A 13,718-nucleotide genomic window follows, 5' to 3' on the forward strand; every position below is an offset into this window, starting at 1 on the left:
CTGACGGCCCGTGACTCACTCCGGTGCGGGCGACTCCCGCGGCTCGTCCGGCATCCCCGCGAACAGCTCCCCCGCCTGCTCGACCGTTCCCGCCCGGTAGAGCCAGTCGTCGAGGAGGTCCAGGTCCGTGCACTCACTGACGCGGGTGCGTACGTCGTCGGAGACGGCGAGCCCACGCCGCTCCAGGACACGCAGGACGCCATGGGCCATGCCCGCAGCCTTGCCCTTGGCCTCTCCGTCGTAGTACGCCTCCTCGAAGACCGTCCCACGGCCCGGGAAGTAAGAAATGACCATCTTCTCCAGCTCCCTCCACGTGTCGCGGGCCGGAGTGTCCTCCAAGCCCACTTCCAGCATTTCCGACCAGTACATGGCCGTGGCTTTGTCGAACGACCGCATTCCGCGGGCCAGCAAATCCAGTATGGCGTTGATTCCCCGGCTCTCGCTGTGCACAATCGCGGAGAACGTCGCCAGCGCCGGCGCCTGTGCCACCAGCGTTTCGTCGGTGATCTCCGGAACACTGTCCGGGCCGAGCACGAAGGGACGGGTGACCGGGGTCGACCAGGGACCGACCTTGCACACCGTTCCTGGACATCACGGAACTGGAGCATCACGCCTCCTTCCGGCGGGACGTGGAGTTCCTGTTCATTCCCGGGCTGCTCCAGACGGCTGACTACGCCCGAGCCGCCTTTTCCTCAAGAATCCCCGAACTCCCCCACGAGGACCTGGAATCGCGCGTCCACCACCGCATGCGGCGCAAGTCGGTTCTGGAGGGGGACGCCCCCACCTCGTACGAAGCAGTCATCCACGAGGCGGCCCTTCGCATCAGGGTCGGCAACCGCGTTGTCGCGCGCGCTCAACTCGCCCGTGTCCTGGAGCTTTCGGAGGCGGGAAACATCTGCGTGCGAGTCATTCCCTTCGACCTGGACGACTTCGGCGCGACCTGGAACACCGTGATGCCGGCGGGTGGGGCGGTACCCGGACTGGACACCGCCGTTCGCGACGCACCGCACGGCTCTGTCTTCGTCGACTCAGAGGCCCAACTCAACGTCTTTCGAACGCTTTTCCGTAGAATGGAGGCTGCGTCACTCGATCCCGAGCGTTCGCGTGACTTCATCCACAAGCTGGCCAAGGAATTGTGAGGCGCCCGTGACCACCCCCGGCAGCTGGCGGAAGTCGTCCTACTCCGGAGGCGGCGACGGCAACAACTGCGTCGAGATGGCGCACGGTCCCGACCACGTCTCCATACGCGATTCCAAGACCCCGGCGGGAGCCACCCTCACCTTCCCGCCCGCCACCTTCGCCACCTTCCTCGACGCCCTGAAGCCCGCTCACTCCACCGTGACCGACTTCGCCAGGTTCCGCGGCTGATCCACCTCGTTGCCCCGGGCCGTCGCCAGCTCGCAGGCGAAGACCTGTAGGGGCACCGTGGCCACGAGGGGCTGGAGGAGGGTCGGGGTGGCCGGGACGCGGACGAGGTGGTCGGCGTACGGGACGACCGCCTCGTCGCCCTCCTCGGCGATGACGATGGTGCGGGCACCCCTGGCCCGGATCTCCTGGATGTTGGACACGATCTTGTCGTGGAGGACCGAGCACCCGCGCGGGGACGGCACGATCACGACGACCGGGAGGTCCTCCTCGATCAGCGCGATCGGCCCGTGCTTCAGCTCGCCCGCGGCGAAGCCCTCGGCGTGCATGTACGCCAGCTCCTTGAGCTTGAGGGCGCCTTCGAGGGCGACCGGATGCCCGACGTGCCGCCCCAGGAACAGCACCGTGTTCTTGTGGGCGAGGGAGCGCGCCAGCTCCCGTACCGGCGTCATGGTCTCCAGGACCCGCTCGACCGCTCCGGAGATCCGGGACAGGTCGCGGACCACGTCGCGGATCTCGTCGCCGTACTTCGTGCCGCGCACCTGCCCCAGGTACAGGGCGACCAGGTAGCAGGCCACCAACTGGGTCAGGAAGGCCTTGGTGGAGGCGACGGCGACCTCGGGCCCCGCGTGCGTGTAGAGCACCGCGTCGGACTCGCGGGGGATGGTGGAGCCGTTGGTGTTGCAGATGGCCAGCACCTTGGCGCCCTGCTCGCGGGCGTGCCGCAGGGCCATGAGCGTGTCCATGGTCTCGCCGGACTGGGAGATCGCGACGACCAGGGTCTGCTGGTCCAGGATCGGGTCCCGGTAGCGGAACTCGCTGGCCAGCTCCACCTCGCAGGGGATCCGCGTCCAGTGCTCGATGGCGTACTTGGCGATCAGCCCGGCGTGGTAGGCGGTGCCGCACGCCACGACGACGACCTTGTCGACCTCCCGCAGCACCCCGGCGGGGATCCGCACCTCGTCCAGGCTGAGCGTGCCGGAGTCGTCGATGCGGCCCAGGAGGGTGTCGGCGACGGCCTTCGGCTGCTCGGCGATCTCCTTGAGCATGAAGTAGTCGTACCCGGCCTTCTCGGCGGCCGAGGCGTCCCAGTCGACGTGGTAGGCGCGGACCTCCGCCGCGGCGCCGTCGAAGCCGGTGACCGTCACACCGTCCCGGCGCAGCTCCACGACCTGGTCCTGGCCCAGCTCGACGGCGTCCCGGGTGTGGGCGATGAAGGCCGCCACGTCCGAGGCGAGGAAGTACTCGCCCTCCCCCACCCCGACCACGAGCGGCGAGTTGCGGCGCGCGCCCACCACCACGTCCGGCGCGTCCGCGTGCACCGCGACCAGCGTGAACGCGCCCTCCAGCCGCCTGCACACCAGCCGCATCGCCTCGGCGAGGTCGGCGCAGGCGGAGAACTCCTCCGCGAGCAGGTGGGCGACGACCTCGGTGTCGGTCTCGGAGGGCAGCTCGTGGCCGCGCTCCGCCAGCTCGGCCCGCAGCGGGGCGAAGTTCTCGATGATGCCGTTGTGGACCACGGCGACCCGGCCCGCGTTGTCGAGGTGGGGGTGGGCGTTGGTGTCGGTCGGGCCGCCGTGCGTGGCCCACCGGGTGTGGCCGATGCCGGTCGGGGCGGCCGGCAGCGGTCGTTCGGACAGCTCCTTGTCCAGGTTGACGAGCTTGCCCGCGCGTTTGGCGGTGGCGAGGCCCCCGTCCGCGAGCACGGCGACGCCCGCCGAGTCGTACCCCCGGTACTCGAGCCGCTTCAGTCCGGCCATCACAACGTCGAGCGCCGGCTGTGACCCTACGTATCCCACGATTCCACACATAATCGGCAGCCTATGATCAGATTCGGCCACGAAGGGGACTTCCGGTGCCCGAAATCGGAAATTCCCACGGGGGTGTGATCGGTTCGGGGTGACACAGCCCACCTGTCGTCCCGTTCAAACTCCGTTAACAATGGACTGTGATCTCTCCGGTCTCCCCGATGCCCCGGAGCGCCCACCGGCAGCGGCCGGAGGCGACTCCCTACCTCGACCTCACCCGCCCCGAGTGGAGTGCGCTGCGCGACAAGACGCCGCTGCCCCTCACCGCCGAGGAGGTCGAGAGGCTGCGCGGCCTCGGCGATGTCATCGACCTCGACGAGGTGCGGGACATCTACCTCCCGCTCTCCCGGCTCCTCAACCTCTACGTCGGCGCCACCGACGGCCTGCGCGGCGCGCTCAACACCTTCCTCGGCGAACAGGGCTCCCAGTCCGGCACCCCCTTCGTCATAGGGGTCGCCGGTTCGGTCGCGGTCGGCAAGTCCACCGTCGCCCGCCTGCTCCAGGCGCTGCTGTCCCGCTGGCCCGAGCACCCGCGCGTGGAGCTGGTCACGACCGACGGCTTCCTGCTGCCGACCAGGGAGCTGGAGGCGCGCGGACTGATGTCGCGGAAAGGTTTCCCCGAGTCGTACGACCGCCGGGCCCTGACCCGGTTCGTCGCCGACATCAAGGCGGGCAAGGCCGAGGTGGGCGCGCCGGTCTACTCCCACCTCATCTACGACATCGTCCCGGACCAGCGGCTCGTCGTCCGCCGCCCCGACATCCTGATCGTCGAGGGCCTCAACGTGCTCCAGCCCGCGCTGCCCGGCAAGGACGGCCGCACCCGGGTCGGACTCGCCGACTACTTCGACTTCAGCGTGTACGTCGACGCCCGCACCGAGGACATCGAGCGCTGGTACCTCAGCCGGTTCCGGAAGCTGCGCGAGACCGCCTTCCAGGACCCGTCCTCGTACTTCCGCAAGTACACCCAGGTCTCGGAGGAGGAGGCCCTCGACTACGCCCGCACCACCTGGCGCACCATCAACAGGCCCAACCTGGTGGAGAACGTGGCCCCCACCCGGGGCCGGGCCACCCTCGTCCTGCGCAAGGGGCCCGACCACAAGGTGCAACGTTTGAGCCTGCGCAAGCTGTGACCGCCGCCGCGGTGGTCGCGGCCGCCGGCGGGGACTACCCCAGCGCGGACTTCACCGCGTCGGCCAGCCGGCCGGCCACGGAGCGGGCCTGCTCGATGTCCGCGGCCTCGACCATCACCCGCACCAGCGGCTCGGTCCCCGAGGGCCGCAGCAGCACCCGCCCGGTGCTGCCCAGCGACCGCTCCGCCTCGGCCACCGCCGTGGCCAGCTCGGCGGAGCTGGTCACCCGGGACTTGTCCACGTCGGGCACATTGATCAGCACCTGCGGCAGCCGCTCCATGACGGAGGCGAGGTCGCGCAGCGTACGGCCGGTCTGCGCGACCCGGGCCGCCAGCATCAGGCCGGTCAGCGTGCCGTCGCCGGTGGTGGCGTGGTCGAGGATGATGACGTGGCCGGACTGCTCGCCGCCCAGGGCGTAGCCCTTGTCCTTCATCTCCTCCAGGACGTACCGGTCGCCGACGCCGGTCTGCACGAACCGGATGCCCTCGCGCTCCATGGCGAGCTTGAAGCCCAGGTTGGCCATGACGGTCGCGACGACGGTGTCCGAACGCAGCGCGTCGCGCTCCCGCATCGCCAGCGCGAGCACGGCGAGGATCTGGTCGCCGTCCACCTCCGCGCCGGTGTGGTCCACGGCGAGGCAGCGGTCGGCGTCGCCGTCGTGGGCGATGCCCAGGTCGGCGCCGTGCTCGACGACGGCGGCCTTGAGCAGGTCGAGGTGGGTGGAGCCGCAGCCGTCGTTGATGTTGAGGCCGTCGGGCACCGCGCCGATGGTGACCAGCTCGGCGCCGGCCCGCGCGAACGCCTCCGGCGAGACCCGGGAGGCGGCGCCGTGCGCCTCGTCCAGGACGATCTTGAGTCCGTCGAGCCGGTTCGGCAGGACCCCGACGAGGTGGGCGACGTACTGGTCGAGCCCCTCGTCGTAGTCCCGCACCCGGCCCACGCCGGCCCCGGTCGGGCGGTCCCAGGGAACGTCGGCGCGGTGTTCGGCATAGACCGACTCGATGCGGTCCTCCAGCTCGTCGGCGAGTTTGTGGCCGCCGCGGGCGAAGAACTTGATGCCGTTGTCGGGCATGGCGTTGTGGCTCGCGGAGAGCATCACGCCGAGGTCCGCGCCGAGCGCGCCGGTGAGGTGCGCCACCGCGGGCGTCGGCAGCACGCCGACCCGCAGCACGTCCACGCCGGCGCTGGCCAGGCCCGCGACCACGGCGGCCTCCAGGAACTCCCCGGAGGCACGCGGGTCCCGTCCGACGACCGCGGTCGCCCGGTGCCCGGCGAAGGTGCCCGCCTCGGCCAGTACGTGCGCCGCGGCGACGGAGAGACCGAGCGCCAGCTCGGCCGTCAGATCCGCGTTGGCGACACCGCGCACGCCGTCCGTGCCGAAGAGTCGTCCCACTTGTCCTCCTTGAGGAAACGTCAGTTCCGGAAGCGGCTGCCGGTGCGGCCCGCACAGTCGGCTCCCGTGGTCCTGAGCCCGCACGGCCCGACCATCCGATCACACAAGCCTCTGGACGTTTGAACGTCTGAACGTCTTGTGTCGTTATACGCCCAACGGCGGGGATAAACGAACGCCCCGGCAGCACAGTGGCGTGCCGCCGGGGCGTTCGGAGTACAGGCAGCGCTTAGCGCTTGCTGTACTGCGGAGCCTTGCGGGCCTTCTTCAGACCGGCCTTCTTGCGCTCGACCGCGCGGTCGTCACGCGTGAGGAAGCCGGCCTTCTTGAGCGCGCCGCGGTTGTTGTCCACGTCGGCCTCGTTCAGGGCGCGGGCGACACCGAGGCGGAGCGCGCCGGCCTGGCCGGAGACGCCGCCGCCGGCGATGCGGGCGATGACGTCGTAACGGCCCTCGAGTTCGAGCACCTTGAAGGGCTCGTTGACTTCCTGCTGGTGCACCTTGTTCGGGAAGTAGTCCTCAAGGGTGCGGCCGTTGATCTTCCACTTGCCGGTGCCCGGGACGATCCGGACACGGGCGATGGCGTTCTTGCGACGGCCCAGGCCGGCGGCCGGCTGGGGCTCGCCGAAGGCGGACGCCACGGACTCCGAGGTGTACTCGCCCTCGACGGGCACCTCGGACTCGGTGGTGTAGCTGTCGATTTCGATCTCTTCGAGCGGCTGCTCGGCAGTGGTCTCGGCCACGATGCTCCTCAGATTCTCTTCAGTCTTGGGGGTGGCCGGACTTACTGCGCGACCTGGGTGATCTCGAACGGCTGCGGCTGCTGCGCGCCGTGCGGGTGCTGGTCACCCTTGTAGACCTTCAGCTTCGAGAGCATCTGACGGCCCAGGGAGTTCTTCGGGAGCATGCCCTTGACGGCCTTCTCGATGGCCTTCTCCGGGTTCTTGTCCAGCAGCTCGTCATAGCGCACGGAGCGCAGACCGCCCGGGTAGCCGGAGTGGCGGTACGCCATCTTCTGGGTCCGCTTGTTGCCGGAGAGGTGCACCTTGTCGGCGTTGATGATGATGACGAAGTCACCGGTGTCGACGTGGGGCGCGTAGATCGGCTTGTGCTTGCCGCGCAGGATGGAGGCCGTAGTGGAGGCCAGCCGGCCCAGGACGACGTCCTGAGCGTCGATGACGTGCCACTGGCGCGTCACATCGCCGGGCTTGGGGCTGTACGTACGCACGGTTCGTAGCCTTCGCTTCTTCAGTGAGTGGTCCTGACATGGTCACCGAAGACGATCACGACAGCCCTGACCGCACCGCGGTGACGCAAACCGCGTGCTGGTCGCTGGTCATCGGTCCCGGTGGACCGGTGTAAGGGCCCCTCACGTGAGAATGAGCAAGCCAATACACATACGACTGTGCAGAATACCCGGGGCCCGGCGGCCGGGTCAAAACGGGGTCGCCGGGGCCCGCGCGGGTTCCGGCACCGGCCCGGCGCGCACCTGACCGTCGGGCGCCGCCGCGCCGGACCGGGACTGCCGGGCGACCGCCGCCGCCAGCACGCACAGCGTGAACGCGTCCTTGAAGGCCCGCCGCCCCTCCGGCTCCAGCCAGGGCCAGGTCAGCCCCGGCACCTGGGGCACCAGGGCGATCCAGAACCACGCCCCGCGGGCCACCGAACCGGCGTACGGCAGCCCGGCGAGCAGCAGCGGCAGGGCGACCAGGAGGTAGTGGTCGTAGGAGGGCCGGGAGACGAGGAACGCCGACAGCATCAGGCCCGTGCCGGTCTCCGCGAGCCGCGCCGGCCCGGGATCGGCGCGGCGCCAGCGCCGGTACGCGCACAGGAACCCGGCGCCGGCCGCCGCCACCGCGAGCCCCTGGGCGAGAGCGCGCGGCACCCCGAGCCGGGGCAGTACGGCCGCCGGGGACGCCTCGTAGAGCCGTACGAAACCGTCGTCGCCGTGCAGCAGGAACGGCAGGGTGCGGGTGAGGAAGCCGGCCGGGTCGGGCATCGCCAGCGCCGCCGCGCCGGAGGCCAGCGCGGGCACCAGGACGGCCGCCGCCAGCGCCCGCCACCGGCCGGCGAACAGGAAGAGCAGGACGACGGGCACGAGCAGCGGCTTGAGCGCCACGGCCGCGCCGACGACCGCGCCCGCCGCCGTCCACCGCCCCCGGCTCGCCAGCAGCAGGGACAGCGGGAGCGCCACCGTCGCCGTCACCGTCCAGTTGCCCAGGCGCACCAGGTGCCCGAACGGCGCGAAGCCCAGCGCGAGCCCGGCCGGGCCGAGGACCGCCAGCCGGCTGCCGAGCGGCACCCGGTGCAGCCGCAGCGCACAGGCCCAGGCCAGCGCCAGCAGGGCGGTCACCGCGAACGGCACCAGCACCCGCAGCACCGCCGGGGGCAGGAGCGCCTGCGGGACGGCGGCCAGGACCGCGCTCGGGAAGTAGAGGAAGTGCGGATCATCGTACGGGGAGCCGCCGGCCAGCCAGGTGCGGGCGGCCCGCACGACGATCGCGTTGTCCATCCCGCCGTCCGAGGTCACGCGTGCCGCGTGCGCCGCGCAGGCCGCCAGCACCGTCACGAGCACCGCCCGCGCGTGCCCGCCCGCCGGTCGCACCAACCACCCGGAGATGTCGTTTTTGCCCGTCCGCATGGACGGAACGCTAGGTGCCGCAAGGCCCCGGGACGCGCACCAGCACGCCTCTCGGCCCGTCTAAGATGCGGCCCATGAGCTTTGGGCAGGGGGGACCTCAGTCGCAGTGGGATCCCTGGACACCGCAATCACAGCAGCCGCAGCCGCAGCCTCAGCCGCAGCCATGGAACAGTGGCAGCGGTGACAGCACCCCGGACTGGGCGGCCCTCGCCGATGCCTCGGAGGCCCGTGCCAGACGGCGCCGGGTGCTGTTCATCGGGGGTGGCGCGCTGGCCACCGTGGTGATAGCCGGCGCCGTCGCCGTGGCGGTGGTCTCGGCGAACGGCTCCGACCAGGCCTCGGGCGGCCCCTCCTCGCAGTTGCCCGCGACGGCCGACATACCCAGCGCGACGGACACGACTCCGTCGTTCGCGCCGACCAGCGCGCCCCCACCGCTCGACCCGAAGGACTTCGTCTCCAGCGCCCAGAAGGACAAGGCCCCGATCAGCCCGGACCTGCTCTTTCCCGGCACCCAGCTGACCATGGGCGAGACGGTCTACAAGAAGGGCCCGACGGCCGACACCCGCACCTGCGGTTCCGCCGCCCAGGGCACCCTGCCCAACGTCCTCGACGCCAACGCCTGCACCCGGCTGGTCCGCGTCACGTACACCAAGGGCGGCACCGCCGTGACGGTCGGCGTGGCCGTCTTCGACACCGAGGCGCAGGCCACCAAGGCCAAGAAGCAGGCCGACAAGAAGAGCATCGTGCGCTCCCTGTCCGGCGGCGGCGTCAAGTCCTTCTGCACCGGCGCCGTCTGCCGCTCCACCACCAACTCCTACGGCCGCTACGCCTACTTCACCGTCGCCGGGTCCACCGACGGCAAGGACGTCACGGAGAAGTCCACGGAGGTGTTCCGGGCCGGCGACGACCTGGCCGAGTTCGCCTTCCGGCAGATCTACCGACGCGGCGAGGCCCAGGCATCGGCGGCGGCGGAGGGCTGATCCCGGCCGCCCGCGCCCCGCTCCGGGGTCAGCAGCAGCCCGTACCCGGCAGTGACCGCTTGTTGCGGGCCTCCCTGCTTCGGGCGGCCAGCAGTTCGTCGGCCGGGTAGCCGACCTCCTCCAGGGTCAGTCCGTGCGGCCGTACGACGTGCACGGCCGAGTCCCGGACGCCCGCGGCGAGCACCCTGGCGGGCCAGTCGGGCGGGCGGTGGCCGTCGCCGACGAACAGCAGGGCGCCGATGAGGGAGCGCACCATGTTGTGGCAGAAGGCGTCGGCCCGGACGGTGGCGGTGACGATCCCGTCGTCGCCGCGGACCAGGCTCAGCTCCTGGAGGGTCCGGATGGTCGTGGCCCCCTCCCGCTTCTTGCAGTAGGCCGCGAAGTCGTGCTCCCCCAGCAGCCCCCGGGCGGCCTCGTTCATGGCGTCCACGTCGAGGGGCCAGTCGTGCCACAGGACGTGCCCGCGCAGCAGCGGGTCGACGCCGCCGGGGTTGTCGGTGACCCGGTAGGCGTAGCGCCGCCAGACGGCGGAGAAACGGGCGTTGAAGCCGGCGGGGGCCTCCGCGAGGGCCCACACCCGTACGTCCCTGGGCAGCCGCCCGGCGAGCCGCTTGAGCAGCTTCGCGTGGTGCTCGGCCCACACCTCGCGCGGCAGATCGACATGGGCGACCTGGCCCCGCGCGTGCACACCGGCGTCGGTCCGCCCCGCCACGGTCAGCTCGTACGTCCGCCCGGACCGCGTGACCGTCCGCAACGCGTCCTCGACCTCGCCCTGCACGGTCCGCCGCCCCCCGGCCTGCTTGGCCCAGCCGGAGAACTCGCTCCCGTCGTACGAGAGATCCAGCCGCACCCGCACGGACCCGGCCTCAACTTCGTCACTCACCCAGAGATCCTCTCAACCGCACGAAAGCGGGCCCGCCCCGAAAGGGACGGACCCGCAACGCCCTGAAGGGGCGAGGGAACGCTTACGCGTCCTTGGGCTCCTCGGCGGGAGCCTCGTCGGCCTTGGTCGTGTCGACCTTGGTCTCGGTGGCTTCCGTCGCCTCGGTGGCCTCGGTGGCGTCGGCGTCCTGGGCGGCACGCTTCGTCGCGGCCTCGGCCTCGCCGGTGGCCTGCTGCGCCACGGTCAGCGCCTCGACCAGCTCGATGACGGCCATGGGCGCGTTGTCGCCACGGCGGTTGCCGATCTTGGTGATCCGGGTGTAGCCACCGGGACGGTTCTCGTAGCGCGGGCCGATCTCGGTGAAGAGCGTGTGGACGATGCTCTTGTCCGTGATCACCTGGAGCACCTGACGGCGGTTGTGAAGGTCGCCCTTCTTCGCCTTGGTGACCAGCCGCTCGGCGTACGGACGCAGCTTGCGCGCCTTGGCCTCGGTGGTGGTGATGCGGCCGTGCTCGAACAGCGACTTCGCGAGGTTCGCGAGGAGCAGCTTCTCGTGCGCGGCGCTGCCGCCCAGACGGGCACCCTTGGTGGGCTTCGGCATGGTGTTTCTCCTCAGTGTCTGCCCCGGCCGTATCAGGTACCGGGGTCAGTATCCGAGCAGGCGGTCGCCTGTCGGAGATCCGGGGCGCCCCTTCGAGCGCCCCGGAGCATCCGCGCCCCCGAGGGGGCGCGGGGAACTGCGCGACCGGCCGCAGCCGACCGGCAGCCGCGGTACGGCCCTCCTCGCGGAGCGCTCAGTACTGCTCGGTCTCCACGAACCCGGCGTCCGCGTCGTCCTCGGCGCCGAACGCGTCCGCGGCGGCGGTCGGGTCGAACCCGGGGGGCGAGTCCTTCAGCGCGAGGCCCATGCCCGCGAGCTTGGCCTTGACCTCGTCGATCGACTTGGCGCCGAAGTTGCGGATGTCGAGCAGGTCCGCCTCGGAGCGGGCGACCAGCTCGCCCACGGAGTGGATGCCCTCGCGCTTGAGGCAGTTGTAGGACCGGACGGTGAGTTCCAGCTCCTCGATCGGCAGCGCCAGATCGGCGGCAAGGGCGGCGTCCGTGGGGGACGGGCCCATGTCGATGCCCTCGGCGTCGATGTTCAGCTCGCGGGCGAGACCGAACAGCTCGACCAGGGTCTTGCCGGCCGACGCCATGGCGTCGCGCGGACGCATCGCCTGCTTCGTCTCGACGTCGACGATCAGCTTGTCGAAGTCGGTCCGCTGCTCGACACGCGTCGCCTCGACCTTGTACGTGACCTTCAGCACGGGGCTGTAGATCGAGTCGACCGGAATCCGCCCGATCTCCTGGCCGAGCTGCTTGTTCTGCACGGCGGAGACATAGCCGCGACCGCGCTCGACGGTCAGCTCCATCTCCAGCTTGCCCTTGCCGTTGAGCGTGGCCAGGACGAGGTCGGGATTGTGCACCTCGACACCGGCCGGAGGCGCGATGTCGGCGGCGGTGACCAGACCCGGACCCTGCTTGCGCAGGTACATCACGACCGGCTCGTCCTGCTCACTGCTGACGACGAGCTGCTTGATGTTGAGGATCAGGTCGGTGACGTCCTCCTTGACGCCCGGCACGGTGGTGAACTCGTGCAGGACACCGTCGATACGGATCGACGTGACCGCCGCACCCGGAATCGAGGACAGAAGCGTACGGCGCAGAGAGTTGCCGAGGGTGTAACCGAAGCCCGGCTCCAGCGGCTCGATGACGAACCGGGAGCGGAACTCGTCGACGACCTCTTCGGTCAACGAGGGACGCTGAGCAATCAGCATGTGGTGATCCTTCAGTCAGGGGCGCCCGCTATTTGACGCCCGACCAGTACTGCAAGGGTACGGGCGATACGACCCCTGAGAGCCGTACCGCCCGGAGAACCCTGGTGAAGCGATGAAGCGAGATCAGACCCGACGACGCTTCGGCGGACGGCAGCCGTTGTGCGGGGTGGGCGTGACGTCCTGGATCGAGCCGACCTCGAGGCCGGTCGCCTGGAGGGAGCGGATGGCGGTCTCGCGACCGGAACCCGGGCCCTTGACGAACACGTCGACCTTGCGCATGCCGTGCTCCTGGGCGCGGCGGGCGGCCGACTCGGCGGCCATCTGCGCGGCGAACGGCGTGGACTTCCGGGAGCCCTTGAAGCCGACGTGGCCGGCGGAGGCCCAGGAGATCACGTTGCCGGTCGGGTCCGTGATGGACACGATCGTGTTGTTGAACGTGCTCTTGATGTGCGCGTGGCCGTGAGCGACGTTCTTCTTTTCCTTGCGGCGCACCTTCTTGGCAGCGCCCTGACGTCCCTTGGGGGGCATGTCGTTCTCCTACGGGAGGTGGTCGGTCCTACAGCGAAGACCGCTGGACGGCGAGTCCGCTGCGGACTACTTCTTGCCCGGCTTCTTCTTGCCGGCGATGGCGCGACGCGGGCCCTTGCGGGTGCGGGCGTTGGTGCTGGTGCGCTGACCGCGGACCGGGAGACCGCGGCGGTGCCGCAGACCCTGGTAGGCGCCGATCTCGACCTTGCGGCGGATGTCGGCCTGGACCTCACGGCGGAGGTCGCCCTCGGTCTTGATGTTGTTGTCGACGTACTCGCGGATCGCGACGAGCTGCTCCTCGGAGAGATCGCGAACACGGGTGTTCGGGTCCACGCCGGTGGCGGCGAGCGTCTGCTGCGAGAGGGTCCGGCCGATGCCGAACACGTAGGTGAGGGCGATCTCCACGCGCTTTTCGCGCGGGATGTCAACACCGGAAACGCGTGCCATTCAATGGCTCCAGTTTGATCTTCGGAGGTCTTCCGCAGAACCGGTCCCCGGCCGCCGTATGAGGTACGGATCGGGTCCCCGGCCTCCGAACCGGGGGTGTCGGACGCCTGGGCGCCCGGGTTCTGCGTATGAACATATTCAGCTCGCGTCGCGCGAAGTCCTGCGAATCGCGGAGGGAACGGTCGTGCGTCAGCCCTGGCGCTGCTTGTGGCGCGGGTTGTCGCAGATGACCATGACCCGGCCGTGACGGCGGATCACCCTGCACTTGTCGCAGATCTTCTTGACGCTCGGCTTGACCTTCATGGGGTGAGGTTCTCCGGGTCAGTTGCCGGCGGCCCCGCGACGAGACGCCGCGGGACGTGGGCAAGATCTACTTGTACCGGTAGACGATCCGGCCACGTGTCAGGTCGTACGGAGACAGCTCCACCACGACCCGGTCGTCAGGGAGGATGCGGATGTAGTGCATGCGCATCTTGCCGCTGATGTGTGCCAGGACCTGGTGGCCGTTCTGGAGCTCGACCTTGAACATGGCGTTCGGAAGAGACTCGACGACAGTGCCCTCGATCTCGATGGCACCTTGCTTCTTGGCCACGCTTCGCCCTTCGAATCGACTACCTTGATCGACTCCTGTGCGTGATACGAACGCATGCAGACATGCGGGTGCACGAGAGCCGACGAGTCAGTCTACGTCAGCACCCCCGGAAAGGCGAAACGAGGTAGCCTGCCCCAC

16 protein-coding genes and 1 pseudogene are annotated in these 13,718 nt (G+C 70.1%); 4 read left to right on the forward strand and 13 right to left on the reverse strand.

Going from position 1 to position 13,718, the window contains the following annotated elements; all coding sequences use genetic code 11:
• Positions 1-15: 15 nt before the first annotated feature.
• Positions 16-579, reverse strand: a complete 564-nt coding sequence (locus AC4IHM_RS12680) for a hypothetical protein (protein ID WP_490867176.1) — start codon at positions 577-579, stop codon at positions 16-18.
• On the opposite strand from AC4IHM_RS12680, the pseudogene AC4IHM_RS12685 reads away from it, so the two are divergent.
• Positions 576-1,139, forward strand: a pseudogene (locus AC4IHM_RS12685) (DUF5753 domain-containing protein); the annotation flags it as partial. The gene AC4IHM_RS12680 and the pseudogene AC4IHM_RS12685 overlap by 4 nt on opposite strands.
• A gap of 7 nt (positions 1,140-1,146) precedes the next feature.
• Positions 1,147-1,368 carry a DUF397 domain-containing protein gene (locus tag AC4IHM_RS12690; protein ID WP_490867177.1) on the forward strand — a complete coding sequence of 74 codons (222 nt, stop codon included), beginning with the start codon at positions 1,147-1,149 and terminating at the stop codon, positions 1,366-1,368.
• On the opposite strand, the gene glmS is transcribed toward AC4IHM_RS12690, so the two are convergent.
• On the reverse strand, positions 1,329-3,176 hold the full coding sequence (glmS, locus tag AC4IHM_RS12695; RefSeq protein ID WP_490867178.1) for a glutamine--fructose-6-phosphate transaminase (isomerizing): 1,848 nt from the start codon (positions 3,174-3,176) through the stop codon (positions 1,329-1,331). The genes AC4IHM_RS12690 and glmS overlap by 40 nt on opposite strands.
• A 158-nt stretch (positions 3,177-3,334) precedes the next feature.
• Here glmS and coaA point away from each other — a divergent pair, with 158 nt between their 5' ends.
• Positions 3,335-4,303, forward strand: coding sequence for a type I pantothenate kinase (gene coaA, locus AC4IHM_RS12700; protein WP_490867179.1), 969 nt, complete (start codon positions 3,335-3,337; stop codon positions 4,301-4,303).
• Between the two features lie 34 nt (positions 4,304-4,337).
• Here the strand turns inward: coaA and glmM are convergent, their stop codons facing one another.
• The 4 genes from glmM to AC4IHM_RS12720 all read right to left on the reverse strand — a co-directional run bounded on the left by glmM (position 4,338) and on the right by AC4IHM_RS12720 (position 8,333).
• Positions 4,338-5,696 carry a phosphoglucosamine mutase gene (glmM, locus tag AC4IHM_RS12705; protein WP_490867180.1) on the reverse strand — a complete coding sequence of 453 codons (1,359 nt, stop codon included), beginning with the start codon at positions 5,694-5,696 and terminating at the stop codon, positions 4,338-4,340.
• A 226-nt stretch (positions 5,697-5,922) separates the two neighbouring features.
• Positions 5,923-6,435, reverse strand: a complete 513-nt coding sequence (rpsI, locus tag AC4IHM_RS12710; protein ID WP_490867181.1) for a 30S ribosomal protein S9 — start codon at positions 6,433-6,435, stop codon at positions 5,923-5,925.
• Positions 6,436-6,476: 41 nt separating this feature from the next.
• Positions 6,477-6,920, reverse strand: a complete 444-nt coding sequence (gene rplM / locus AC4IHM_RS12715) for a 50S ribosomal protein L13 (protein ID WP_031041507.1) — start codon at positions 6,918-6,920, stop codon at positions 6,477-6,479.
• Positions 6,921-7,127: 207 nt separating this feature from the next.
• Complete coding sequence (locus AC4IHM_RS12720) at positions 7,128-8,333, reverse strand: glycosyltransferase 87 family protein (RefSeq protein WP_490867182.1); 1,206 nt, start codon at positions 8,331-8,333, stop codon at positions 7,128-7,130.
• A 74-nt stretch (positions 8,334-8,407) separates the two neighbouring features.
• Between AC4IHM_RS12720 and AC4IHM_RS12725 the strand changes: the two genes are divergently transcribed.
• Entirely contained in the window at positions 8,408-9,313 is a 906-nt protein-coding gene (locus AC4IHM_RS12725) for a hypothetical protein (protein WP_490867183.1), read from the forward strand.
• 28 nt (positions 9,314-9,341) lie between these two features.
• Here AC4IHM_RS12725 and truA read toward each other — a convergent pair whose 3' ends face one another.
• The 7 genes from truA to infA all read right to left on the reverse strand — a co-directional run bounded on the left by truA (position 9,342) and on the right by infA (position 13,580).
• A complete protein-coding gene (gene truA, locus AC4IHM_RS12730; protein WP_490867184.1) occupies positions 9,342-10,196 on the reverse strand; it encodes a tRNA pseudouridine(38-40) synthase TruA in 855 nt (284 codons plus the stop codon).
• Between the two features lie 82 nt (positions 10,197-10,278).
• Positions 10,279-10,797, reverse strand: a complete 519-nt coding sequence (gene rplQ, locus AC4IHM_RS12735; RefSeq protein WP_490867185.1) for a 50S ribosomal protein L17 — start codon at positions 10,795-10,797, stop codon at positions 10,279-10,281.
• 193 nt (positions 10,798-10,990) lie between these two features.
• The gene (locus AC4IHM_RS12740; protein ID WP_490867186.1) at positions 10,991-12,013 is read right to left on the reverse strand and encodes a DNA-directed RNA polymerase subunit alpha; all 1,023 of its coding nucleotides are present in this window, start codon (positions 12,011-12,013) and stop codon (positions 10,991-10,993) included.
• Between the two features lie 123 nt (positions 12,014-12,136).
• Positions 12,137-12,541, reverse strand: coding sequence for a 30S ribosomal protein S11 (gene rpsK, locus AC4IHM_RS12745; RefSeq protein WP_003948617.1), 405 nt, complete (start codon positions 12,539-12,541; stop codon positions 12,137-12,139).
• A gap of 66 nt (positions 12,542-12,607) precedes the next feature.
• Entirely contained in the window at positions 12,608-12,988 is a 381-nt protein-coding gene (rpsM, locus tag AC4IHM_RS12750; RefSeq protein WP_490867187.1) for a 30S ribosomal protein S13, read from the reverse strand.
• Positions 12,989-13,177: 189 nt separating this feature from the next.
• Entirely contained in the window at positions 13,178-13,291 is a 114-nt protein-coding gene (gene rpmJ / locus AC4IHM_RS12755; RefSeq protein ID WP_003974245.1) for a 50S ribosomal protein L36, read from the reverse strand.
• A 67-nt stretch (positions 13,292-13,358) separates the two neighbouring features.
• The gene (gene infA, locus AC4IHM_RS12760; RefSeq protein ID WP_003948620.1) at positions 13,359-13,580 is read right to left on the reverse strand and encodes a translation initiation factor IF-1; all 222 of its coding nucleotides are present in this window, start codon (positions 13,578-13,580) and stop codon (positions 13,359-13,361) included.
• Between the last annotated feature and the right edge of the window lie 138 nt (positions 13,581-13,718).

The sequence above is a fragment of the Streptomyces sp. SL06 genome (genome assembly GCF_058244745.1).